General features: G+C 51.1%; 24 protein-coding genes and 1 pseudogene. 14 read left to right on the top strand and 11 right to left on the bottom strand.

Annotated elements, in window-relative coordinates; translation table 11 throughout:
* Positions 1-498: 498 nt before the first annotated feature.
* Positions 499-1,029: an inorganic diphosphatase gene (ppa, locus tag D9736_RS06140; protein ID WP_064525871.1), complete on the bottom strand. Its 531-nt coding sequence runs from the start codon at positions 1,027-1,029 to the stop codon at positions 499-501.
* 308 nt (positions 1,030-1,337) lie between these two features.
* On the opposite strand from ppa, the gene ytfQ reads away from it, so the two are divergent.
* The 5 genes from ytfQ (at position 1,338) to D9736_RS06115 (ending at position 6,812) form a co-directional block, all read left to right on the top strand.
* On the top strand, positions 1,338-2,294 hold the full coding sequence (gene ytfQ / locus D9736_RS06135; protein WP_130216675.1) for a galactofuranose ABC transporter substrate-binding protein YtfQ: 957 nt from the start codon (positions 1,338-1,340) through the stop codon (positions 2,292-2,294).
* A 445-nt stretch (positions 2,295-2,739) separates the two neighbouring features.
* Entirely contained in the window at positions 2,740-4,242 is a 1,503-nt protein-coding gene (ytfR, locus tag D9736_RS06130; RefSeq protein WP_130257957.1) for a galactofuranose ABC transporter, ATP-binding protein YtfR, read from the top strand.
* A gap of 13 nt (positions 4,243-4,255) precedes the next feature.
* A complete protein-coding gene (ytfT, locus tag D9736_RS06125) occupies positions 4,256-5,278 on the top strand; it encodes a galactofuranose ABC transporter, ATP-binding protein YtfT (protein ID WP_130206106.1) in 1,023 nt (340 codons plus the stop codon).
* Positions 5,265-6,269: a galactofuranose ABC transporter, permease protein YjfF gene (gene yjfF / locus D9736_RS06120; protein WP_130216669.1), complete on the top strand. Its 1,005-nt coding sequence runs from the start codon at positions 5,265-5,267 to the stop codon at positions 6,267-6,269. Before ytfT ends, yjfF begins: the two co-directional genes overlap by 14 nt.
* A 27-nt stretch (positions 6,270-6,296) precedes the next feature.
* Positions 6,297-6,812, top strand: coding sequence for a DUF2569 domain-containing protein (locus D9736_RS06115; protein ID WP_130257929.1), 516 nt, complete (start codon positions 6,297-6,299; stop codon positions 6,810-6,812).
* A 39-nt stretch (positions 6,813-6,851) separates the two neighbouring features.
* Here the strand turns inward: D9736_RS06115 and fbp are convergent, their stop codons facing one another.
* Entirely contained in the window at positions 6,852-7,850 is a 999-nt protein-coding gene (gene fbp, locus D9736_RS06110; protein ID WP_000853753.1) for a class 1 fructose-bisphosphatase, read from the bottom strand.
* Between the two features lie 175 nt (positions 7,851-8,025).
* Between fbp and mpl the strand changes: the two genes are divergently transcribed.
* Entirely contained in the window at positions 8,026-9,399 is a 1,374-nt protein-coding gene (gene mpl / locus D9736_RS06105) for a UDP-N-acetylmuramate:L-alanyl-gamma-D-glutamyl-meso-diaminopimelate ligase (protein WP_130216663.1), read from the top strand.
* 168 nt (positions 9,400-9,567) lie between these two features.
* On the opposite strand, the gene yjgA is transcribed toward mpl, so the two are convergent.
* Positions 9,568-10,119, bottom strand: coding sequence for a ribosome biogenesis factor YjgA (gene yjgA / locus D9736_RS06100; RefSeq protein WP_000166270.1), 552 nt, complete (start codon positions 10,117-10,119; stop codon positions 9,568-9,570).
* 93 nt (positions 10,120-10,212) lie between these two features.
* Between yjgA and pmbA the strand changes: the two genes are divergently transcribed.
* The 4 genes from pmbA to D9736_RS06075 all read left to right on the top strand — a co-directional run bounded on the left by pmbA (position 10,213) and on the right by D9736_RS06075 (position 12,849).
* The gene (pmbA, locus tag D9736_RS06095) at positions 10,213-11,565 is read left to right on the top strand and encodes a metalloprotease PmbA (protein WP_032230414.1); all 1,353 of its coding nucleotides are present in this window, start codon (positions 10,213-10,215) and stop codon (positions 11,563-11,565) included.
* Positions 11,566-11,748: 183 nt separating this feature from the next.
* On the top strand, positions 11,749-12,135 hold the full coding sequence (cybC, locus tag D9736_RS06090) for a cytochrome b562 (protein WP_130206066.1): 387 nt from the start codon (positions 11,749-11,751) through the stop codon (positions 12,133-12,135).
* Positions 12,136-12,326: 191 nt separating this feature from the next.
* Positions 12,327-12,569 (top strand): type II toxin-antitoxin system RelB/DinJ family antitoxin, encoded by a 243-nt coding sequence (locus D9736_RS06080; RefSeq protein ID WP_000212715.1) that lies wholly within the window; start codon positions 12,327-12,329, stop codon positions 12,567-12,569.
* The gene (locus tag D9736_RS06075; protein ID WP_130257928.1) at positions 12,559-12,849 is read left to right on the top strand and encodes a type II toxin-antitoxin system RelE/ParE family toxin; all 291 of its coding nucleotides are present in this window, start codon (positions 12,559-12,561) and stop codon (positions 12,847-12,849) included. The genes D9736_RS06080 and D9736_RS06075 overlap by 11 nt, the downstream gene beginning before the upstream one ends.
* Here D9736_RS06075 and nrdG read toward each other — a convergent pair whose 3' ends face one another.
* From nrdG to treR, 3 genes are all read right to left on the bottom strand, one after another.
* The gene (gene nrdG, locus D9736_RS06070; protein WP_064530204.1) at positions 12,850-13,314 is read right to left on the bottom strand and encodes an anaerobic ribonucleoside-triphosphate reductase-activating protein; all 465 of its coding nucleotides are present in this window, start codon (positions 13,312-13,314) and stop codon (positions 12,850-12,852) included.
* A gap of 332 nt (positions 13,315-13,646) precedes the next feature.
* Positions 13,647-15,785 carry an anaerobic ribonucleoside-triphosphate reductase gene (nrdD, locus tag D9736_RS06065; protein WP_130216657.1) on the bottom strand — a complete coding sequence of 713 codons (2,139 nt, stop codon included), beginning with the start codon at positions 15,783-15,785 and terminating at the stop codon, positions 13,647-13,649.
* A 535-nt stretch (positions 15,786-16,320) separates the two neighbouring features.
* Positions 16,321-17,295, bottom strand: a complete 975-nt coding sequence (gene treR / locus D9736_RS06060; protein WP_276319958.1) for a trehalose operon repressor TreR — start codon at positions 17,293-17,295, stop codon at positions 16,321-16,323.
* Between the two features lie 156 nt (positions 17,296-17,451).
* Between treR and mgtL the strand changes: the two genes are divergently transcribed.
* Both mgtL and mgtA read left to right on the top strand, forming a co-directional pair.
* On the top strand, positions 17,452-17,505 hold the full coding sequence (gene mgtL, locus D9736_RS06055) for a mgtA regulatory leader peptide MgtL (protein WP_001387276.1): 54 nt from the start codon (positions 17,452-17,454) through the stop codon (positions 17,503-17,505).
* A gap of 142 nt (positions 17,506-17,647) precedes the next feature.
* The gene (mgtA, locus tag D9736_RS06050) at positions 17,648-20,344 is read left to right on the top strand and encodes a magnesium-translocating P-type ATPase (RefSeq protein ID WP_130257927.1); all 2,697 of its coding nucleotides are present in this window, start codon (positions 17,648-17,650) and stop codon (positions 20,342-20,344) included.
* Between the two features lie 205 nt (positions 20,345-20,549).
* Here the strand turns inward: mgtA and D9736_RS06045 are convergent, their stop codons facing one another.
* The 4 genes from D9736_RS06045 to pyrL all read right to left on the bottom strand — a co-directional run bounded on the left by D9736_RS06045 (position 20,550) and on the right by pyrL (position 22,556).
* Positions 20,550-20,936, bottom strand: a complete 387-nt coding sequence (locus D9736_RS06045; RefSeq protein WP_000047542.1) for an enamine/imine deaminase — start codon at positions 20,934-20,936, stop codon at positions 20,550-20,552.
* 72 nt (positions 20,937-21,008) lie between these two features.
* Positions 21,009-21,470 carry an aspartate carbamoyltransferase regulatory subunit gene (gene pyrI, locus D9736_RS06040; protein ID WP_097748119.1) on the bottom strand — a complete coding sequence of 154 codons (462 nt, stop codon included), beginning with the start codon at positions 21,468-21,470 and terminating at the stop codon, positions 21,009-21,011.
* Between the two features lie 12 nt (positions 21,471-21,482).
* On the bottom strand, positions 21,483-22,418 hold the full coding sequence (gene pyrB, locus D9736_RS06035; RefSeq protein WP_000013052.1) for an aspartate carbamoyltransferase: 936 nt from the start codon (positions 22,416-22,418) through the stop codon (positions 21,483-21,485).
* A 3-nt stretch (positions 22,419-22,421) separates the two neighbouring features.
* Positions 22,422-22,556 (bottom strand): pyr operon leader peptide, encoded by a 135-nt coding sequence (gene pyrL, locus D9736_RS06030; RefSeq protein WP_032341226.1) that lies wholly within the window; start codon positions 22,554-22,556, stop codon positions 22,422-22,424.
* Between pyrL and D9736_RS23560 the strand changes: the two are divergent.
* A pseudogene (locus tag D9736_RS23560) lies at positions 22,536-22,619 on the top strand (hypothetical protein); the annotation flags it as partial. The gene pyrL and the pseudogene D9736_RS23560 sit on opposite strands and share 21 nt — an antisense overlap.
* A gap of 196 nt (positions 22,620-22,815) precedes the next feature.
* Entirely contained in the window at positions 22,816-23,268 is a 453-nt protein-coding gene (tabA, locus tag D9736_RS06020; RefSeq protein WP_130216649.1) for a toxin-antitoxin biofilm protein TabA, read from the top strand.
* A 46-nt stretch (positions 23,269-23,314) separates the two neighbouring features.
* On the opposite strand, the gene argF is transcribed toward tabA, so the two are convergent.
* Positions 23,315-24,319 (bottom strand): ornithine carbamoyltransferase, encoded by a 1,005-nt coding sequence (gene argF / locus D9736_RS06015; protein ID WP_130257925.1) that lies wholly within the window; start codon positions 24,317-24,319, stop codon positions 23,315-23,317.
* Positions 24,320-24,366 lie beyond the last annotated feature (47 nt).

The raw sequence follows: 24,366 nt of genomic DNA, 5'->3' as shown, positions 1-24,366 counted from the left end.
ACCAGTTTCTTTTCTCTCCGAGTCGCTTTCCAGATCTGTTAACGCATAAAAATCTCTGCTGGTGTTCACAAATGTGCAGGGGTAAAACGGGGGCACGCTTTGAACGGTGAGAATGAGTGAGATCGGCTAACTTCCAGCAAGCGGCTATGAACAGCAAAATGGTGGTCGAGTTTAGCTTGTTCTTACCGTTCAAGCCTTTCAACTGCTGAAAATAATAATAGTGGAGTAGATAGTTTATAAATTGCGGGCATAAAAAAACCCTTACTAACCGAAGTCCGGCGTTCAGGGTTATTGCGCTATACTCGTCATACTTCAAGTTGCATGTGCTGCGACTGCGTTCATTCACCCAGTCACTTACTTCTGTAAGCTCCAGGGGATTCACACACTTGTCGCGTTACTCGGCCTTAGGCCTCGCCCTTTCAGGGCCAACGCAAGCGTTGTTCAAAACGCCGCTGGCGTTTTGTCCTGCAAGTTGAATTATTTAGAGTATCTAAGAACTTATTTATTCTTTGCGCGCTCGAAGGAAGCAACGATTTCAGCTTTAGCGGCTTCAGCGTTTTCCCAACCTTCAACTTTCACCCACTTGCCTTTTTCGAGGTCTTTGTAGTGCTCGAAGAAGTGAGCGATCTGAGCTTTCAGCAGCTCCGGCAGATCGTTAACGTCTTTGATGTGATCGTATTCTTTGCTCAGTTTGGTGTGCGGAACAGCAACCAGTTTCGCATCTTCACCAGCTTCGTCGGTCATTTTCAGAACACCAACCGGACGGCAACGGATCACAGAACCCGGCTGCAGCGGGTACGGAGTCGGGACCAGAACGTCAACCGGGTCACCGTCCAGAGACAGAGTGTGGTTGATATAGCCGTAGTTGCACGGATAGAACATCGCGGTGGACATGAAGCGGTCAACGAACAGTGCGCCGCTCTCTTTGTCGATTTCGTATTTGATCGGATCAGCGTTAGCCGGGATTTCGATAACAACGTAGATGTCTTCCGGCAGATCTTTACCCGCAGGGACGTTGAGTAAGCTCATGTCTGTTTCCTTTAAAATATGTGGCAAACAAGTGCCGAGTATTATAGCCAACTCGCGCCGAATGTCTTCGCTTGTTTTCGTCCTCATTTTCCTTTTTCGCCAGTTTTAAGACGGTTCGCAGAGCTGGAAAATCCATAACCGTAGCCGCATTTTTCATAGTGATATGAAAGCGATTACAAACTTGTGATTAACGATGTATTTACTTTTTTGAAGTGTGATGTAACGCAATCTGTTACAGAACCAATTGTCTATAGTTTTTTCGCGAACATCTTTTCACCAATAATAATCACCCCGACGAGGACAACCCTATGTGGAAACGCTTACTTGTAGTCTCTGCAGTCTCGGCAGCCATGTCGTCTATGGCGTTGGCCGCTCCTTTAACCGTAGGATTTTCGCAGGTCGGATCCGAATCCGGCTGGCGCGCAGCAGAAACTAATGTGGCGAAAAGTGAGGCCGAAAAACGCGGTATCACACTGAAAATTGCCGATGGTCAGCAAAAGCAGGAAAACCAGATTAAAGCAGTGCGTTCTTTTGTCGCGCAGGGGGTAGATGCCATCTTTATCGCCCCGGTGGTTGCAACGGGTTGGGAACCTGTTTTGAAAGAAGCAAAGGAAGCCGAAATTCCGGTCTTTTTGCTTGACCGTTCCATCGATGTGAAAGACAAATCTCTCTATATGACCACCGTTACTGCCGACAACATCCTCGAAGGTAAGTTGATCGGTGACTGGCTGGTGAAAGAGGTTAACGGCAAACCGTGTAACGTGGTTGAGTTACAGGGCACCGTTGGGGCCAGCGTCGCCATTGACCGTAAGAAAGGCTTTGCCGAAGCCATTAAGAATGCGCCAAATATTAAAATAATCCGCTCGCAGTCCGGTGACTTCACCCGTAGTAAAGGCAAAGAAGTGATGGAGAGCTTTATCAAAGCGGAAAACAACGGCAAAAACATCTGCATGGTTTACGCCCATAACGACGACATGGTGATTGGCGCGATTCAGGCAATTAAAGAAGCGGGCCTGAAACCGGGCAAAGATATCCTGACAGGCTCTATCGACGGCGTGCCGGACATCTACAAAGCGATGATGGATGGCGAAGCGAACGCCAGCGTTGAACTGACGCCAAACATGGCGGGACCCGCCTTTGACGCGCTGGAGAAATATAAAAAAGACGGCACCATGCCTGAAAAGCTGACGCTGACCAAGTCCACCCTTTACCTGCCTGATACCGCAAAAGAAGAGTTAGAGAAGAAGAAAAACATGGGGTATTGAGACGTATCAGGCATCAATGCCTGATACCGACTCGTAGGCCGGATAAGGCGTTTACGCCGCATCCGGCAGTTGTGCACTGGTGGCTGATGCGACGCTGGCGCGTCTTATCATGCCTACGAGCTCGACGCACAGTGTAGGCCGGATAAGGCGTTTACGCCGCATCCGGCGGTTGTGCGCTGATGCCTGATGCGACGCTGGCGCGTCTTATCATGCCTACGAGCTCGATGCGCAGTGTAGGCCGGATAAGGCATTTACGCCGCATCCGGCAGTTGTGCGCTGATGCCTGATGCGACGCTGGCGCGCTTATCATGCCTACGAGCTCGATGCGCTGTGTAGGCCGGATAAGGCGTTTACGCCGCATCCGGCAGTTGTGCACTGGTGGCTGATGCGACGCTGGCGCGTCTTATCAGGCCTGGCTGGAGCACGCTTTACTTCGGGGGAAACCATGACGACCGACCAACACCAGGAAATCCTCCGTACCGAAGGATTAAGCAAATTTTTCCCTGGCGTCAAAGCGTTAGATAACGTTGATTTCAGCCTGCGCCGTGGTGAAATCATGGCGCTACTCGGTGAAAACGGAGCTGGTAAATCAACGTTAATCAAAGCACTTACCGGCGTTTACCATGCCGATCGCGGCACCATCTGGCTGGAAGGTCAGGCTATTTCACCGAAAAACACCGCCCACGCACAGCAGCTCGGCATCGGCACTGTCTATCAGGAAGTTAACCTGCTACCCAATATGTCGGTCGCTGATAATCTATTCATCGGCCGCGAACCTAAGCGTTTCGGCCTGCTACGACGTAAAGAGATGGAAAAGCGCGCCACCGAACTGATGGCATCTTACGGTTTCTCCCTCGACGTGCGTGAACCGCTCAACCGCTTTTCAGTTGCGATGCAGCAAATCGTCGCCATTTGTCGGGCCATCGATCTCTCCGCCAAAGTGCTGATCCTCGATGAACCCACCGCCAGTCTCGACACTCAGGAAGTGGAGTTATTATTTGGCCTGATGCGGCAGTTGCGCGATCGCGGCGTCAGCCTGATCTTCGTTACTCACTTTCTCGATCAGGTCTATCAGGTCAGTGATCGGATCACCGTCTTACGCAACGGCAGCTTTGTTGGTTGTCGGGAAACCCGCGAGCTACCGCAGATCGAACTGGTGAAAATGATGCTGGGGCGTGAGCTGGATACTCATGCGCTACAGCGTGCCGGAAGAACATTGCTTAGTGACAATCCTGTTGCAGCGTTTAAAGATTACGGCAAGAGAGGAACGATCGCGCCGTTTGATCTGGAAGTACGTCCCGGTGAGATCGTCGGGCTGGCAGGTCTGCTGGGATCAGGGCGGACCGAAACCGCTGAAGTGATCTTCGGCATCAAACCAGCCGATAGCGGCACGGCGTTGATCAAAGGCAAACCGCAAACCCTGCGATCGCCACATCAGGCTTCGGTACTGGGCATCGGCTTTTGCCCGGAAGACAGGAAAACCGATGGCATTATCGCCGCCGCCTCGGTGCGGGAAAATATCATCCTCGCTCTCCAGGCCCAGCGCGGCTGGCTACGGCCGATTTCCCGTAAAGAACAGCAAGAGATTGCCGAACGCTTTATCCGCCAGCTTGGCATTCGTACGCCTTCCAGCGAACAACCGATTGAATTTCTCTCCGGCGGCAATCAGCAAAAAGTGTTGCTCTCACGCTGGCTGCTGACTCGTCCGCAATTTCTGATCCTCGATGAACCAACGCGTGGCATTGACGTTGGCGCCCATGCCGAGATCATTCGCCTGATTGAAACGCTGTGCGCTGACGGTCTGGCGCTGCTGGTGATCTCCTCCGAACTGGAAGAACTGGTGGGCTATGCCGATCGGGTGATTATCATGCGCGATCGCAAACAGGTGGCGGAGATCCCGCTGGCAGAGCTTTCCGTTCCGGCGATCATGAACGCCATTGCGGCGTAAGGAGAACAGTGTGATGCCTCAATCTCTCCCGGACACCGCGTCTTCGAAAAAGCGCTTTCGCTGGCCGACGGGGATGCCGCAGTTGGTGGCGCTATTGTTGGTGCTGGTGGTCGATAGCCTGGTGGCCCCGCATTTCTGGCAGGTGGTGCTTCAGGATGGGCGTTTGTTCGGTAGCCCTATCGACATTCTTAATCGCGCCGCTCCGGTTGCGTTACTGGCGATTGGCATGACGCTGGTGATCGCTACGGGTGGGATTGATCTCTCCGTAGGGGCGGTGATGGCTATCGCCGGAGCCACAACGGCTGCGATGACGGTTGCGGGGTTCAGCCTGCCAATTGTTTTGTTAAGCGCCCTGGGTACCGGCATTCTGGCTGGATTGTGGAACGGCATACTGGTGGCGATCCTCAAAATTCAGCCGTTTGTTGCCACCCTGATCCTGATGGTTGCCGGGCGCGGTGTGGCTCAACTGATCACCTCCGGGCAGATCGTCACGTTCAACTCGCCGGATCTCTCATGGTTCGGCAGCGGATCGCTATTGTTCCTGCCAACGCCGGTCATTATCGCTGTGTTGACGCTTCTCTTCTTCTGGCTGTTGACCCGCAAAACGGCACTGGGGATGTTTATTGAAGCCGTTGGCATCAACATTCGTGCGGCAAAAAATGCCGGAGTTAACACACGAATCATCGTCATGCTCACCTACGTATTGAGCGGGCTGTGTGCGGCGATTGCAGGCATTATCGTGGCGGCGGATATTCGCGGTGCCGACGCCAATAACGCCGGGTTATGGCTGGAGCTGGATGCCATTCTTGCGGTGGTCATCGGTGGCGGATCGCTGATGGGCGGGCGCTTTAACCTGTTGCTCTCAGTGGTGGGGGCGCTGATTATTCAGGGAATGAACACCGGAATTTTACTTTCGGGCTTCCCGCCGGAGATGAACCAGGTGGTGAAAGCGGTGGTGGTGCTTTGCGTGCTGATTGTTCAGTCGCAACGTTTTATCAGTCTGATTAAAGGAGTGCGTAGCCGTGATAAAACGTAACTTGCCGCTTATGATCACCATCGGCGTCTTTGTGCTGGGCTATCTCTACTGCCTGACGCAGTTTCCTGGTTTTGCTTCCACAAGAGTGATCTGCAATATCCTGACCGATAACGCCTTTCTTGGGATCATTGCCGTTGGCATGACCTTTGTGATCCTCTCCGGCGGAATCGATCTCTCCGTCGGTTCGGTGATCGCCTTTACCGGCGTGTTTCTGGCAAAAGTGATTGGCGATTTCGGCCTCTCGCCGCTGCTGGCGTTTCCACTGGTGCTGGTGATGGGCTGTGCCTTCGGCGCATTTATGGGGCTTCTGATCGACGCCCTGAAGATCCCGGCGTTCATCATTACCCTTGCGGGAATGTTCTTTTTGCGCGGCGTCAGCTATCTCGTTTCGGAAGAGTCGATCCCGATAAACCATCCAATTTATGACACGCTTTCAAGCCTGGCGTGGAAAATCCCCGGCGGTGGTCGCTTAAGCGCGATGGGGCTGCTGATGCTGGCGGTGGTGGTTATCGGCATATTCCTCGCGCATCGTACGCGTTTTGGTAATCAGGTATACGCCATTGGCGGCAACGCAACGTCGGCGAACCTGATGGGGATTTCCACTCGCAGCACCACTATTCGCATTTATATGCTCTCTACCGGACTGGCGACACTGGCAGGAATTGTCTTCTCGATTTATACCCAGGCCGGATACGCCCTGGCGGGTGTAGGTGTGGAACTGGACGCTATCGCGTCGGTGGTGATTGGCGGTACACTTTTGAGCGGTGGCGTTGGAACGGTATTAGGGACGCTTTTTGGTGTGGCGATTCAGGGACTGATCCAGACTTACATAAACTTTGACGGCACGCTGAGCTCATGGTGGACGAAAATCGCCATCGGCATTTTGTTATTCATTTTTATTGCCTTACAGCGTGGGTTAACGGTGTTGTGGGAGAATCGTCAGAGTTCGCCAGTAATGAGAGTGAGTCCGGAAATTAGACTAAAAGAATAAATTTAACTGATATATAAGGATATTTTTATGTGGGCAAAGGAAGGCGAGGATTTAAGGACAACATGCAAAAACTGTGGTGTGGCTGTTTTACCACCTGACGATTATTGTAAAAGTTGTGCGGATAAAAAACTTATGGGAATTGGCGGTTGGTTGTATTTACCTGCTATTTCTTTAGTGCTGGTGATTATTTCGAGCATCTATTCTTTTATACAAACATGGGGGCTTGTTCAGGGCAATCAGGAAGAACCGCTCAGAACTCTGCTGTATCTGGAAGTGGTTGGATTTGCCATGGTATTTCTGTTGGTAAGTTATACTACTTTTTTGTTTTTTAAAAAGAAACGCCAGCTTCCGCACTACTATATTGCCCTTCTTCTGTCTCTCTTCGTATTTAATGTTGCTGATATTTGGGGAGCAGTACAGTTTCTTCATGCCACAATTGAGCCTTTAGACGCATGGGGTGTGCTGAAAAATATCATTCATATGGCGATCTGGATTCCCTATTTCCGTGTCTCTAAACGAGTCAAATTAACTTTTGTTAATTAAAACGCAAAAACGCCGGAACCATCCGGCGTTTTTAGACCATTACGCGTCCGGGAACTCACGGATAAAGCGTTCGACATCTTCAACCATATGGTCGTTGCCGACGAAGAACGAACGGCGCTGGTGCAGGGTTTCCGGGATGATATCCAGAATACGCTCTTTGCCATCGCTCGCTTTACCGCCCGCTTGTTCCGCCAGGAATGCCATCGGGTTGCACTCATACAGCAAACGCAGTTTGCCGTCCGGGTGGCTGGCAGTGCTTGGGTAGAGATAAATACCGCCTTTCAGCAGATTACGGTGGAAATCCGCGACCAGCGAGCCGATATAACGTGAGGTATACGGACGGTTGGTAGATTTATCTTCTTCCTGGCAGAATTTAATATACTTCTTCACCCCGTTCGGAAACTTAATGTAGTTCCCTTCGTTGATAGAGTAGGTTTTTCCTTTCTCCGGGAAGCGCATCCGTTCCTGGCACAGGCAGAAAACGCCGAGCGAAGGATCGTAAGTAAAGGCGTGAACACCGCATCCGGTGGTGTAAACCAGCATGGTAGAGGAGCCGTATACCACGTAACCTGCAGCAACCTGTTTGTTACCAGGCTGGAGGAAATCTTCTTCAGTTACCGGCGTGCCGACCGGTGTAACGCGGCGGTAAATGGAGAAAATGGTACCGACAGAGACGTTAACATCGATGTTGGACGAGCCATCCAGCGGATCCATCAGCACAACGTATTTTGCGTGTTCACAACCTTCAAAGACGACAATCTCATCTTCTTCTTCGGATGCAATGCCCGCAACAATATCGCGTGCTTTCAGTGCGGCTTTCAGTTTTTCATTAGCGAACAAGTCGAGTTTTTGTTGAACCTCGCCCTGCACGTTCTCAGCACCGCTGGCACCCAGGATATCAACCAGTCCAGCTTTGTTGATATCGCGATGAATAATCTTGGCACCCAGTTTTATTGCCGATAGCAAAGCAGTGAGCTCACCGGTAGCATGAGAAAACTCGTGCTGCTTTTCGACAATAAATTCACCTAACGTTTTCATAAAACTTTCCCTGCAATGTTTATGGAGTAAAGCGACCGCAATAATCTTAACAAATAATCTCAATGTTGCGCTCAGGTGAATCGCGCCAGCAAATTACGGATTATCCTGAAATGCGTTTCTCTGTTGCCCGACATATGCGTAAAATGAACGGTAGATTAAAAAAGGATAGTGACGTATGCGCATTCATATATTAGGAATTTGTGGCACGTTTATGGGCGGTCTGGCGATTCTGGCGCGTCAGTTGGGCCATGAAGTAACGGGGTCGGACGCCAATGTGTATCCGCCGATGAGCACCTTACTTGAGAAGCAAGGCATTGAACTGATTCAGGGTTATGATGCCAACCAGCTCGATCCTCAGCCAGATCTGGTGATTATTGGCAACGCCATGACCCGTGGAAATCCGTGTGTGGAAGCGGTACTGGAAAAAAACATTCCATATATGTCAGGTCCGCAGTGGTTGCACGATTTTGTGCTGCGCGACCGCTGGGTGCTGGCCGTTGCCGGTACACACGGTAAAACCACCACGGCGGGAATGGCGACCTGGATTCTGGAACAGTGCGGCTATAAACCAGGTTTTGTGATCGGTGGAGTCCCGGGGAACTTTGACGTTTCTGCACGCCTGGGCGAAAGCGACTTCTTTGTTATCGAAGCAGACGAGTATGACTGCGCCTTCTTCGACAAACGCTCTAAGTTTGTTCATTACTGCCCGCGAACGCTGATCCTCAACAACCTTGAGTTCGACCACGCCGATATCTTCGACGACCTGAAAGCGATTCAGAAACAATTCCACCATCTGGTGCGTATTGTTCCTGGTCAGGGGCGTATTATCTGGCCGGAAAACGACATCAACCTGAAACAAACCCTGGCGATGGGCTGCTGGAGTGAGCAGGAGCTGGTGGGCGAGCAAGGTCACTGGCAGGCGAAAAAGCTGACCACTGACGCTTCCGAATGGGAAGTCTTGCTGGATGGCGAAAAAGTGGGCGAAGTGAAATGGTCGCTGGTGGGCGAACATAATATGCACAATGGTTTGATGGCGATTGCTGCGGCCCGTCATGTTGGCATCGCACCGGCTGATGCTGCTAACGCGCTGGGATTGTTTATCAATGCCCGTCGCCGCCTGGAACTGCGTGGCGAAGCTAACGGCGTGACGGTGTATGACGATTTTGCCCATCACCCAACGGCAATTCTGGCAACGCTGGCGGCGCTGCGCGGCAAAGTTGGCGGTACGGCGCGTATTATTGCCGTGCTTGAGCCGCGTTCCAACACCATGAAGATGGGAGTCTGCAAAGATGATTTGGCTCCGTCATTAGGTCGTGCCGATGAAGTCTTCCTGCTGCAACCGTCACATATTCCGTGGCAGGTAGCAGAAGTGGCAGAAGCATGTATTCAGCCTGCGCACTGGAGTGGAGATGTTGATGCGCTGGCAGAAATGGTGGTGAAAACCGCTCAGCCTGGCGACCATATTCTGGTGATGAGCAACGGCGGTTTTGGTGGGATCCATCAGAAACTGCTGGATGGTCTGGCGAAGAAAGCGGAAGCTGCGCAGTAATCCTGAGACGTTTTATCAGGCCTACAGGGGTGTAGGCCGGATAAGGCGTTGACGCCGCATCCGGCATTTGAGCATAGCGCCTGATGCGACGCTTGACGCGTCTTATCAGGCCTACAGATCTGGCGGTGCACTGCATCCGGCAAACCATACTCACATCAACAACGAAAATTACCCTTCGTTCTCTGCCAGCTCGCGCAGATACTGGAAAATCTGGCGTGCGGATTTCGGCGGCTTATTCCCTTCTTTCTCTTTCTTCGCGTTGCGGATCAGAGTTCGCAGCTGCTGACGATCGGCATCTGGCCACAGATTCAATACTTCAGCGATGGCGTCATCCCCTTGATCGATCAGGCGATCGCGCAGGTTTTCCAGTTTATGGAACAACACCACCTGCTGGTTGTGGCGGTTTTTCAGCTTATCCAGCGCCTGACGGATAGGTTCTACATCGCGTTGGCGCAGCATCTTGCCAATGAGCTGCAACTGGCGGCGGCGACCTTCCATCTTAATACGCTGGGCTAACTCAATAGCCGCACGCAGATCCGCATCTAACGGGATCTTATCCAGCGCGTTTTTCCCCAGATCAACAATTTCTGCGCCCAGGCGTTTTAGCTCCTCGGCGTCACGTTTAATTTCACTTTTACTGACCCAGATAATTTCATCGTCTTCGTCTTCGATGTCATCACCGGGAACGTCGTCGAGCCAGTCTTCGGGCTGCTTAGTCATGTCAGGCTCCTTAAAAAAAGAGGCTAATGTTACCAGTTAAGATGCGCACTGAAAAACGGTTCTCTGTTAGACTTCAGAGAAACTCTCTACATTATGGCACTTGCAATGAAAGTAATCTCTCAAGTTGAAGCGCAGCGCAAGATTCTGGAAGAAGCAGTTTCGACTGCGCTGGAGTTGGCCTCAGGCAAATCGGACGGTGCGGAAGTTGCCGTCAGCAAGACCACCGGCATTAGCGTTAGCACGCGCTATGGTGAAGTGGAGAATGTCGAATTCAATAGCGATGGCGCGCTGGGGATAACCGTTTATCACCAGAACCGCAAAGGTAGCGCATCATCCACCGATTTAAGCCCGCAGGCCATTGCCCGCACCGTACAGGCGGCGCTGGATATTGCGCGTTACACTTCGCCAGATCCGTATGCAGGCGTGGCAGACAAAGAGCTGCTGGCTTTCGACGCGCCGGATCTTGACTTGTTCCACCCCGCAGAAGTTTCTCCAGACGAAGCCATTGAACTGGCGGCCCGTGCTGAACAGGCGGCATTACAGGCGGATAAACGCATTACCAATACCGAAGGCGGCAGTTTTAACAGCCACTACGGTGTCAAAGTTTTCGGTAATAGCCACGGTATGTTGCAAGGCTACTGCTCAACGCGTCATTCGCTCTCCAGTTGCGTGATTGCCGAAGAAAATGGCGATATGGAGCGTGATTATGCCTACACCATTGGCCGCGCGATGAGCGATCTACAAACGCCAGAGTGGGTCGGGGCCGACTGCGCTCGCCGTACTTTATCGCGCCTGTCACCGCGTAAACTCTCCACCATGAAAGCGCCGGTCATTTTTGCCAATGAAGTGGCAACCGGGCTTTTTGGGCATCTGGTTGGGGCGATAGCGGGTGGATCGGTTTACCGTAAATCCACCTTCCTGCTCGACTCGCTGGGTAAACAAATTCTGCCAGACTGGCTGACCATTGAAGAGCATCCGCATCTGCTGAAAGGGCTGGCGTCGACGCCATTCGACAGCGAAGGTGTTCGTACCGAACGTCGCGACATTATTAAAGATGGCATCCTGACTCAGTGGCTGCTGACCAGCTACTCGGCGCGCAAACTGGGGCTGAAAAGCACCGGACATGCGGGCGGTATTCACAACTGGCGCATTGCCGGACAAGGTCTAAGCTTCGAGCAGATGCTCAAAGAGATGGGCACTGGGCTGGTGGTGACGGAATTGATGGGCCAGGGCGTGAGTGCAATTACCGGTGATTATTCCCGTGGTGCGGCGGGCTTCTGGGTAGAAAACGGCGAAATTCAGTATCCGGTTAGCGAAATCACCATCGCAGGTAATTTAAAAGATATGTGGCGCAATATTGTCACCGTCGGTAACGATATTGAAACACGCAGTAATATACAGTGTGGTTCTGTGCTGTTGCCGGAGATGAAAATCGCCGGACAGTAAAAAAACTGGCGCGACCTGCCGCGCTATAAACTAAAAAATTACACAAAATCATTCGCACTGCATCGAGACGGAAAGTGAATGAGGGCCGGGGAGCGTACTCGTAGTACGTGACTCGGGCGAATGAGCGTAGCCGTCGATGAGGCAGTGTGAAGGATGAAGTGTAAATAAAAAAGGAAGTGAGCAATGCGTAAAAGCCTGTTAGCTATTCTTGCAGTCTCCTCGTTGGTATTCAGTTCGGTGTCGTTTGCCGCTGAGCTGGAAGACAATATGGAAACCCTCAACGACAATTTAAAAGTGGTCGAAAAAGCGGATAACGCGGCGCAAGTCAAAGACGCGTTAACCAAAATGCGTGCCGCGGCGCTGGATGCGCAAAAAGCAACGCCGCCGAAGCTGGAAGGAAAATCGCCAGACAGCCCGGAAATGAAAGACTTCCGCCACGGTTTCGACATTCTGGTTGGCCAGATTGACGACGCGCTGAAGCTGGCTAATGAAGGTAAAGTAAAAGAAGCGCAGGCCGCCGCAGAGCAACTGAAAACGACCCGCAATTCATATCACAAGAAGTATCGTTAATTCCTCATTGGGCGGTGAAACGTCGCCGCCCAATGCTCTCCTCTCCCTTCGTAAAATCACCGCCAAATCTCTCTTCACTACGGCATATTTCTGCGTGTCGCCGCCATTTTTGCGAGGCGTTTTCCAGAAATGAATGTAATGCATATGTAATGCTATAATGCATTACACTTTTCATAATTACCGGAGGCATAATGGCCACACTTAACGTCCGCCTGGATGACAAACTGAAAAATGAGGCTTATGCGGTGCTGGAAAAATTAAATATCACGCCTACCGAAGCCGTACGGCTGCTGTTTCAGTACGTTGCGGAAAATGGGCGAATGCCGGTAAAAACGCTCACTGTCAGTGATAGTGAAGAAGCCTTGTTACGCACTGTCAGGGAACGACTGGCCAACCCACAAGAGGCCATTAAGGTCCGACTGGATGAACTATGAGCTGGCCTTTGATCCGCGAGCGCTGAAAGAGTGGCAAAAACTGGGCGTGACAGTCCGGGAACAATTTAAAAAAAAGCTTGAGGATGTGCTGAAAAGACCGCGCAATCCATCGGCTAAACTGCGGGATTTACCGGACAGCTACAAAATTAAGCTTCGCACTCTGGGATATCGCCTGGTTTATCAGGTTAACGATAAAGAGTTGCTCGTGTTGGTGATAGCTATTGGTAAGAGAGAGAACTCAGCCGTTTATGAAGATGCGGATAAACGGCTGGAAGAGTGATTAACGCAAATGGTGTACCACCTGGTTGCTGCTGCCGCGCCAGATCAGGGAAGGGTCTTTTAAATCCTGCATAAATTTGCCATCAACCAGCACGTTAATCAAATCAACAACCTGCATTTGTGCAGCGTTGAGTTCGTCGAGTTTATACCCTGTCCACACCCAGATGTCTTTACCCGGACATTCGGCACGGATGCGTTGTACCAGTTTCAGAATATCCGGCACGTTTTGCGGATGCAGCGGATCGCCGCCGGAGAGGGAAATGCCCTGGCGTTTGATGCGAGTGTCGTTCAGATCGTTGATGATCTGGTCTTCCATTTCTTTGGTAAATGGCTGACCGGAATTTACCCGCCAGGTGCTTTTGTTATAGCAACCGGGGCATTCATGAACACACCCGGAGACAAACAGGGTGCAACGAGTGCCGGGGCCGTTGACGATGTCGACAGGATAGTATTGATGGAAGTTCATATTTCGCCTGGCTTATCAGTCCGCGTGTAGGCCGGATAAGGCGTTTACGCCGCATCCGGCAATCAATGCCTGATGCGACGCTGTCGCGTCTTATCAGGTCTACAGCCGTTGCTACAGTCTGGAATTTGTAGGATTTGTAGGCCGGATAAGGCGTTTACACCGCATCCGGCAATCAATGCCTGATGCGACGCTGTCGCGTCTTATCGGGCCTACAGCCGTTGCTACAGTCTGGAATTTGTAGGCCGGATAAGGCGTTTACGCCGCATCCGGCAATCAACGCCGGATGCGACGCTTTCACATCACATCCGGCATTGCTTAACGCAGCGTGGAGATCAACCGATCTGCCCATTTCCTAAATGTTTAACGCGGCGCTTAACTTCTTCCTGCTTGCCAGCGTTAAACGGACGCGCATCCGGACTACCTAAATATCCGCACACGCGGCGAGTTACCGACACACGGGAGGTGTCATGGTTACCACATTTCGGACAAGTGAAGCCTTTGCTGGTGCACTCAAACTCGCCGGTAAAGCCACATTCGTAGCATTCATCGATCGGCGTGTTGGTGCCGTAATACGGCACATGCTGATAGCTGTAATCCCAGACATCTTCCAGCGCCTTCAGGTTGTGCTGAATGTTTGGATACTCGCCGTAGCAAATGAAACCACCGTTCGCCAGCGGCGGGTAAGGCGCTTCAAAGTCGATCTTGTCGTACGGGTTCACCTTCTTCTCCACATCAAGGTGGAAACTGTTGGTGTAGTAACCTTTATCGGTCACGCCCGGCACCACGCCAAACTCGGCGGTATCGAGACGGCAGAAGCGGTCGCACAGGTTCTCACTCGGCGTACTGTAGAGACTGAAACCGTAGCCGGTTTCTTCTTTCCACTGATCCACCGCCTGACGCAGACGTTCAACAATCGCAATACCTTTCGCACGCAGCTGCTCGTTGTCGTAAACATGCTCGCCGCCGAACAGCGCGTTAATGGTTTCGTGGATACCGATGTAACCCAGCGAGATAGACGCTCGACCATTTTTGAAGATTTCAGACACGTCATCGTCTGCATTCAGACGTACGCCGCAGGCACCTTCCATATAGAGGATCGGCGCTACGCGCGCTTTCACGCCTTCCAGGCGGGCGATACGGGTCATCAGTGCCTTACGCGCCAGCACCAGACGTTCATCCAGCAGCTTCCAGAAGGTGGCTTCATCGCCTTTCGCTTCCAGAGCAATGCGCGGCAGGTTCAGGCTGATCACGCCGAGGTTGTTACGTCCATCGTGGATCTGCTCACCGTTTTCGTCTTCCCACACGCCGAGGAAGCTGCGGCAGCCCATCGGGGTTTTAAACGAACCGGTGACTTTCACTACCTGATCGTAGTTCAGGATATCCGGATACATGCGCTTGCTCGCGCACTCCAGCGCCAGTTGTTTGATGTCGTAGTTCGGATCGCCCACTTTATGGTTCAGGCCATCGCGAATTGCGAACACCAGTTTCGGGAACACGGCGGTTTTACGGTTTTTACCCAGGCCCGCGATACGGTTACGCAGGATAGATTCCTGAATCAGGCGCGATTCCCAGCTGGTACCCAGACCAAAGCCAAAGGTCACAAACGGCGTCTGACCGTTGGCGGTGTGCAGGGTATTTACTTCATATTCCAGCGACTGGAATGCGTCGTAGCACTCTTTGATGGTACGAGAGTTAGCGTAACCGTCGACGTCAGGAATGCTCCACTCTTCCGCAGTTTTACGGTGTTTGTTGTAGCTGGCGGTGACAAACGGCGCCAGAACTTCGTCGATACGGTTAATGGTGGTGCCACCATAAATATGGCTGGCGACCTGAGCAATAATTTGCGCAGTTACTGCGGTAGCCGTAGAGATCGACTTCGGTGGTTCAATCTCGGCATTCCCCATCTTAAAGCCTTGCGTCAGCATGCCTTTCAGGTCGATCAACATGCAGTTGAACATTGGGAAGAACGGCGAGTAATCGAGATCGTGGTAGTGGATATCACCACGTTCATGTGCCTGCACCACGTCACGCGGCAGCAGGTGCTGACGTGCATAGTGTTTAGCAACAATCCCGGCCAGCAGGTCACGCTGGGTCGGAATGACTTTACTGTCTTTATTCGCGTTTTCATTGAGCAGCGAGGAATTAGTCTGCTCGACCAGGCCACGGATCTCCTGGTTCAGACGACCGCGTTTTTCACGTTCAATGTCGCGATCGTGACGGTACTCAATATATGCACGGGCCAGTTGTTTGTACGGGCCAGACATCAGTTGGTTTTCAACAGCGGTCTGGATTTCGTTGATATCTACCTGGTTACGCCCCTGCATTTGCTCGCTGACGATAGCGGCAACAGTGGCACAATAATCTGCATCATCGACTTCCGCTGCTTTAGCTGCACGCAGAATAGCTTCTTTGATGCGCTCTGATTTAAACGGCACTTTGCAGCCGTCTCGTTTCATCACATGCGGTGTCATGATCGCTCCATATTTTTAAGAACAGGTTATCCACAGAAAGTTGGGAAGTGCGCCCCGGTTTATTCAGCTCTTGTTACGGGGATTTACTGCAATCCCAATTCGCTTTATCCACAATTGTGTCGGCTTCGTTGACGTGTATCTTGTTGCAAGTTTAGACGATGGATACAACATATTGGGTTGAGATGCATTTTAAAGTCTATATATAGTGCTTTGCATTAAGGATGTTTGCGTTTTTTTTGATTTAGCTCAAAGTAAAAAGCAGAGAGTACGGATGGCGGGCGCTAGAGCGATGTGTAAATTTTTTGATGATTTTCTGGTTATAAAATCAACAAAAACAATATACTACCCGGTAAGTCCCCGGAAATACTCGCTTTAGCATGGTCTGGAGAAGGATTATCTCTGAAACCACCAGACAACCTCAAAAGACCGTAATGTCGTGGCACAGAGTTGTGGTTAGGTTTCTTCAAAGCTATACATCAGAAGCTGCCAGTAGTGTTCTGAACACTCTTTGGATAAATCTGGTAGAAGGTAACTCTCAGGAAAGGGCTGCTGGGATGACGATTTGTTGAGGTTCGCTGCGTCCGTTTACCTGTTCGATCAACTGGCTGGCAGCCTGACGTCCGGCTTCGGCGTAGCCTGGATCAACGGTGACGATCTCCGGATGGAGAAACTTCATTAACGGCGTATTACCAACGCTCGCCAGTTGCAGGGTGTCGATGTGTTGCTCTTGCAGGTACTTACATGCCCCGAGCGCCAGCGTGTCGGTTGCGCACAGCAACGCAGTGGTTTCTGGCGTAATCACTTTTGCCACGTTCTCGTAACCTTGCTTCATGGCCAGGCCGGGCAGGGCGGCGACGGGATGTAGTTTATGTGCTTTGCAGAATGCCAGATAAGCCTCATGACGCCGCTTACCAGTGGTAATGTCGCTGTGCGGTACGCCAAGATAACTAATATTGCGATGCCCCCGATCGTAGAGGCATTGCATCAGAATCTTAATCGCCCCTTCGTCGTCATAACAGACCGAAGCAAAACCTTTTGCGTCATGCGCCAGCAGTACCAGAGATGATTGCCAGTGAGCTAACATTTCTTCCGTTATGCCGGTAAAACCGAACAGTACCACTCCGTCAATATTGCGACGTTTCAGAACGCCTAAATGTTCAGTAACCAGCTGTGGCGAAAACTGGCTTTCCATCATGATCGGATCGTAACCCTGTTCATAGAATGCCGGCAGCATCGTCTGAACGGCGAGATTTTCTGATAACGAATCCAGACGGGTGACGATAATAGCAACCACTTTATCGCTTTGCCCACGCATAGCACGCGCGGATCGGGAAGGGGAAAATCTATGCTGATTCATCACTGCTTCCACGCGCTCGCGCGTGTGCTGACTCACGCCACTTTCGTTATTCAGCACTCGGGAAACCGTGGATTTCCCCACGCCGCTTAAACGAGCAATGTCTTTGATGGTCAGCCGATTTTGCATCCTGTTGTCCCGTAATTTGCGTTTAATTATTTGAGCCTAACTTTACCCACGCATTCAGCAATGGGTAAAGTCTGGTTTATCGTTGGTTTAGTTGCTTGCAGATATTATATCGGCATAAATGCTACGAATATTATTGGATTCTCCTTATTATTTGCGGCGCTTTTTTCACTTACCGGAGGTTTTATGGAACCTGATCCCACGCCTCTCCCTCGACGGAGATTAAAACTTTTCCGGTAAGCCTGTCTTTTCACGGCATTACCGGATGTGTAAGGCCGTGACGTTTTAACGTCCCAGCTCATGTTTATTACCTTCAGGTAAGGCTTTGCGACGCCTGAAGATATTTTCTGCACCATGCTTACAGGGTGCGGAGGGACTTCCTATGTTTAAAGAAATTTTTACCCGGCTCATTCGCTATTTACCTTCTCGTCTGGTCCATCGCGATCCGTTGCCTGGTGCGCAACAGACAGCGAATATTCCGATCCCGCCTTCCTTAAGCGCGCATTGCCTGAAAATGGCGGTGATGCCAGAAAAGGAATTATGGAAAACCTTCGGCACGCATCCAGAAGGGTTAAATCAGGCGGAAGTGGAATTAGCCCGCGAACAACACGGTGAAAATAAACTACCCGCGCAACAACCGTCGCCGTGGTGGGTACATTTGTGGGTCTGTTATCGCAACCCCTTTAATATTTTGCTCACGATCCTCGGCGGCATTTCTTACGCCACGGAAGATTTATTTGCCGCGGGCGTTATTGCGTTAATGGTCGCTATTTCTACGTTGCTGAACTTTATTCAGGAAGCGCGCTCCACCAAAGCAGCAGATGCCCTGAAAGCGATGGTCAGTAATACTGCGACGGTGCTGCGTGTAATTAACGACAAAGGCGAAAATGGCTGGCTGGAGATCCCGATCGACCAGCTGGTGCCTGGCGATATTATTAAACTGGCGGCGGGGGATATGATCCCGGCAGATTTACGTATTTTGCAGGCGCGGGATCTGTTCGTCGCTCAGGCGTCATTAACCGGTGAGTCTCTGCCCGTGGAAAAAGCCGCAACCACTCGCCAGCCAGAGCACAGCAATCCGCTGGAGTGCGATACCCTGTGTTTTATGGGCACCACCGTGGTGAGCGGTACGGCACAAGCAATGGTGATTGCCACAGGTGCCAACACCTGGTTTGGTCAACTGGCGGGGCGTGTCAGCGAGCAGGAAAGCGAGCCGAATGCGTTTCAGCAAGGGATCAGCCGCGTCAGTATGCTGCTGATTCGCTTTATGCTGGTGATGGCGCCCGTAGTGCTGTTGATCAACGGTTACACCAAAGGCGACTGGTGGGAAGCGGCGCTATTCGCGCTTTCGGTAGCGGTAGGCTTAACGCCGGAAATGTTGCCGATGATTGTCACCTCGACGCTGGCGCGTGGTGCGGTAAAACTGTCGAAACAGAAAGTGATCGTCAAACATCTGGATGCGATTCAGAACTTTGGTGCAATGGATATTCTGTGCACTGATAAAACAGGCACCCTGACGCAAGATAAAATTGTGCTGGAGAATCATACCGATATCTCCGGTAAAACCAGTGAGCGCGTGCTGCATAGCGCGTGGTTGAACAGCCATTACCAGACCGGACTTAAAAACCTGCTTGATACAGCGGTGCTCGAAGGTACGGATGAAGAGTCAGCGCGCTCGCTGGCCAGTCGTTGGCAAAAAATTGATGAGATTCCGTTTGATTTTGAGCGTCGCCGGATGTCGGTGGTAGTGGCAGAAAATGACGAACACCATCAACTGGTGTGCAAAGGCGCATTGCAGGAAATCCTCAATGTGTGTTCGCAGGTGCGTCACAATGGCGCGATTGTTCCGCTCGATGACACCATGCTGCGTAAGATTAAGCGGGTAACCGATACGCTGAATCGTCAGGGGCTGCGCGTGGTTGCGGTGGCGACGAAATACCTGCCAGCACGTGAAGGAGATTACCAGCGGGCGGATGAATCCGACCTGATCCTCGAAGGATATATTGCTTTCCTTGATCCGCCAAAAGAGACAACCGCTCCGGCACTGAAGGCATTAAAAGCGAGTGGAATTACCGTCAAAATCCTTACTGGCGACAGTGAATTAGTGGCGGCGAAAGTGTGCCATGAAGTGGGACTAGATGCGGGAGAGGTGGTAATTGGTAGTGATATTGAAACGCTATCTGACGACGAACTGGCAAATCTCGCGCAGCGTACCACGTTGTTTGCCCGCCTGACGCCGATGCATAAGGAACGCATCGTGACCTTACTGAAGCGCGAAGGGCATGTGGTTGGCTTTATGGGCGATGGTATTAATGATGCGCCCGCCTTACGTGCTGCGGATATCGGTATTTCTGTGGACGGGGCGGTAGATATTGCCCGTGAAGCGGCTGATATCATTCTGCTGGAAAAAAGCCTGATGGTACTGGAAGAGGGGGTTATTGAAGGACGCCGAACTTTTGCCAACATGCTGAAATACATCAAAATGACGGCAAGTTCTAACTTCGGTAATGTGTTCAGCGTGCTGGTGGCGAGTGCTTTCTTGCCCTTCCTGCCGATGTTGCCATTGCACTTACTGATCCAGAACTTACTGTACGATGTATCGCAGGTAGCGATCCCGTTTGATAACGTTGATGACGAGCAAATTCAAAAGCCGCAGCGTTGGAATCCGGCGGATCTTGGCCGCTTTATGATCTTCTTCGGACCGATCAGCTCGATCTTCGATATTCTGACGTTTTGCCTGATGTGGTGGGTATTTCATGCCAATACGCCGGAAACGCAAACGCTGTTCCAGTCGGGCTGGTTTGTGGTGGGATTACTGTCGCAAACGCTGGTTGTGCATATGATCCGCACCCGCCGTGTGCCGTTTATTCAGAGTTGTGCGTCGTGGCCATTAATGGCGATGACCGCGATTGTGATAGTCGTGGGGATCGCGTTGCCGTTTTCACCGCTGGCTGGTTATCTGCAACTGCAGGCACTGCCGTTAAGTTACTTCCCGTGGCTGATTGCGATTCTGGCAGGGTATATGGTGTTAACGCAGTTGGTTAAAGGGGTTTATAGTCGTCGTTACGGCTGGCAGTAAAGAATTAACTGGGCATGGTGGCCCGGATTCAGATTGCAGACAAAGTGAGCTTTGTTCATGCCGGATGCGGCGTAAACGCCTTATCCGGCCTACAAATTCAATAAATTGCAGGAATCACGTAGGCCTGATAAGCGTAGCGCATCAGGCGATTTTGCTTTTGTCATCAGACTTAATCCGGGCATGATAGCCCGGATTTCCATCAAGATTAGCGACGAACAGCGATCGCTTCGATCTCAATCTTCACGTCTTTCGGCAGACGTGCAACTTCAACGCAAGAACGTGCCGGGAAGGTGGCATTGTGCTCGGTGAAGAACGCTTCGTAAGTGGCGTTTACGGTTGCGAAATCGTTCAAATCTTTCACAAACACGGTGGTTTTAACGATATCGCCCACTTTCAGACCTGCCGCTTCCACGATCGCTTTTACGTTATCCAGCGACTGACGCGCCTGTGCAGCGACGTCTGCCGGTACTTCGCCAGTTTTCGGGTTTACCGGGATCTGACCGGAAGTGATGATCATACTGCCCAGATCAACGCCCTGAACATACGGACCGATAGCTGCGGGTGCATTTTCCGTCGCGATAGTTTTGCTCATGATTTCTCCTTTATTACAGCGGTAAAAAGTCTGGCTCATTATAGGGAGCCTGACATTTATTACCAACCGCAATTAATTGGCCAGCACCACATTATGCGAAAACTCTTTTTCACAATATTTGCATTTGAGCGCAATATCATTGGCGCGTTTTCTCACGGCAAAGCTGGAAGAAACCGGTTCTGCATGGCTGATACAGTTGCTGTTCGGGCAGACCAGCACATTATCAATACGTTCCGGCAGGCTGGGGCGTGATTTGCCGACCACTTCATAGTTGTCGATACGGTTTACCGTGGCTTGCGGCGCATACAGTGCCAGTTGGTCTACTTGATCTTCATTTAAAAAGGTATTTTCGATTTTGATCAGATCCTTGCGGCCCATCTCGCCGGAAGGTAGGTTCAGACCGATGGTGATGCGCTGATCGGTTTCTGTTAACTTGAACAAGCTCAACAGCTTAAAACCGATCTGGGCGGGGATATGGTCAATTACCGTGCCGCGTTTAATAGCTTCAACCTGCAATTTATTATCGTGTGTCATCTCTATTTCCCCTTACAGTACCAGATCGCGATTCAGAACCAGTGCCAGTAACGCCTGGCGAGCGAAAATCCCATTGCCTGCTTGCTGGAAGTACCAGGCGTGCGGCGTTTTATCGACATCCGTCGCAATTTCATCAATACGCGGCAGCGGATGCAGCACTTTCATATTGGCTTTGGCGTTGTGGAGATCGCTGGCGCGCAGGACAAACTGCGCTTTTACGTTGGCGTATTCGGACGGGTCCAGACGCTCTTTTTGCACGCGAGTCATATACAGAATGTCCACTTCCGCCATCACTTCTTCAATGGAACTATGCAGACTCCAGGCGATACCTTTTTCATCGAGCATATCCAGAATGTACTGCGGCATTGCCAGCGCATCCGGGGCGATGAAGTAAAAACGGTTGCCGTCGAACTTCGCCAGCGCCTGGGTCAGGGAGTGAACGGTGCGACCATATTTCAGGTCGCCGACCATTGCGACGCGAAGATTGTCAAGACGTCCCTGAGTTTCCTGAATGGTGAACAGATCCAGCAAGGTTTGCGTCGGATGTTGGTTGGAGCCATCACCGGCATTCAGTACCGGTACATTGCCGGAAAATTCGGTTGCCAGGCGTGCCGCACCTTCCTGTGGATGGCGCATCACAATCGCATCGACGTAAGTGCTGATAACCGAGATGGTATCAGCCAGCGTTTCCCCTTTTTTTCCCAGTGAGGTGTTTGCGCTGTCAGAGAATCCCACCACACTAGCGCCCAGGCGGTGCATCGAGGTTTCGAAAGAGAGGCGAGTGCGGGTTGATGCTTCGAAGAAGCAACTGGCAATCACTTTATGTTTCAACAGTTCTGGTTGCGGGTTCGCTTTCAGTTTCGCCGCTGTCGCCAGCACCAGATTAAGGTCATCGCGACTAAGGTCGTTTATGGAAATGATATGTTTTTGATATAGCGGATTAGCCATCTTTTATCTCCTGACGCCTGGGCAAAAAAAAGCCCCTCGATTGAGGGGCTGGGAATAGGTGAACAACGGGAAGAAAAACGGCAGGCCAGCGTCTTTTTTCAGACGCGGTAAGACAAAATGTCGAACACACTGAACCATACATCCTCCCGGCAAATTGTCCGGCATTATACTCAGCCAGAAAGTGGGATCAAGCGATTGATGCAAAAAATTACGCAGGTAAACGATTGTAGTGAATTTATATGCTTTAAAATTGAGTTTTTAACAATGCTTGTTTTTGTGGTAAGCGGGCAGGAAAACATGCTTTGGTGCAATCGGACAGCAAAAAATGCTGGTATGGCAGTAAGGAATTACGTATAACGAGAGAAATGAAACATTGTTTTAATTGAGGAGTGAAAAGATGATCATCGGAAATATTCATAATCTCCAGCCGTGGTTGCCAGAAGAGTTACGCCAGGCCATTGAACATATCAAAATGCACGTTACGGCAGAAACGCCAAAAGGTAAGCATGATATCGAAGGCAACCGTCTGTTTTATCTTATCTCTGAAGATATGACTGAGCCGTATGAAGCGCGTCGCGCGGAGTATCATGCCCGCTATCTCGACATCCAGATTGTGTTAAAAGGGCAGGAAGGAATGACTTTTAGCACACAGCCTGCGGGTACGCCGGATACTGACTGGTTAGCTGATAAAGACATCGCCTTTTTGCCTGAAGGTATTGAAGAGAAAACAGTTATCCTTAATGAAGGCGATTTTGTTGTGTTTTATCCGGGTGAAGTGCATAAACCGCTGTGCGCAGTGGGTGAGCCTGCTCAGGTTCGCAAAGCGGTTGTTAAGATGCTGATGGCTTAAGCGAGTACCTGCCGGTGGCGACGTGAAGCCGCCTCCGGTACTGAAATTATTTGGCAAGCGTAGCGACCATTACCGCTTTGATAGTATGCATACGGTTTTCCGCCTGATCAAAAACAATGCTGGCAGGAGATTCGAAAACCTCGTCCGTTACTTCCATCCCACCATGCAGGCCAAATTCTTCAGCCATCTTTTTGCCAAGCGTTGTTTGGTCATCATGAAACGCGGGCAGGCAGTGGAGGAATTTGACCTCCGGGTTACCAGTTAACTGCATCATCTTGCTATTCACCTGATAATCACGCAGCAATGCAATCCGTTCAGCCCATTTCTCTTTTGCTTCACCCATCGACACCCATACATCGGTATAGATAAAGTCAGCACCTTTAACGCCAGTCGCGACATCTTCTGTCAGGGTAATATTCCCGCCATTTTGTTGTGCCAGGGCGCGGCATTCCGTAACCAGCGAAGATTCCGGCCAGCATGCCTGTGGCGCCACCAGACGCAAATCCAGACCAGTAAGCGCCGCAGCTTCGAGCATCGAATTGCCCATGTTATTGCGGGCATCTCCGGCGTAGACCAGCGTCATCTCATTAAACGCTTTACCCGGTAAATGTTCTTGCATGGTCAGCAGATCTGCCAGCAGTTGCGTGGGGTGGAACTCATTGGTCAGCCCATTCCATACCGGGACGCCAGCGTATTCCGCCAGTGTTTCGACAATCTCCTGACCATAGCCGCGATACTGAATACCGTCATACATGCGGCCAAGCACGCGGGCGGTATCTTTAATTGACTCTTTATGACCAATCTGGCTGCCGCTTGGGCCGAGATAAGTGACGCGAGCGCCCTGGTCATATGCGGCAACTTCGAAAGAGCATCGGGTACGGGTTGAGTCTTTTTCGAAGATGAGCGCGATGTTTTTACCAGTAAGTCTGGCTTCTTCTTTACCGCTTTTTTTATCTGCTTTTAGTTTAGCGGCTAGCTGGAGCAAGGTGTTTAGTTCAGCTGGCGTGAAATCAAGTAATTTCAGGAAATGCTTATGATAAAACCCGGACATAGATCCCTCCTGTGGCTTACGCCATAATGAATTAAAATTCAATTTAT

The organism is Escherichia sp. E10V10 (assembly GCF_004211985.1).
Lineage (GTDB): Bacteria > Pseudomonadota > Gammaproteobacteria > Enterobacterales > Enterobacteriaceae > Escherichia.
The sequence above is the reverse complement of the archived record's forward strand: the minus strand, read 5'-3'. Positions and strand labels throughout refer to the sequence as shown.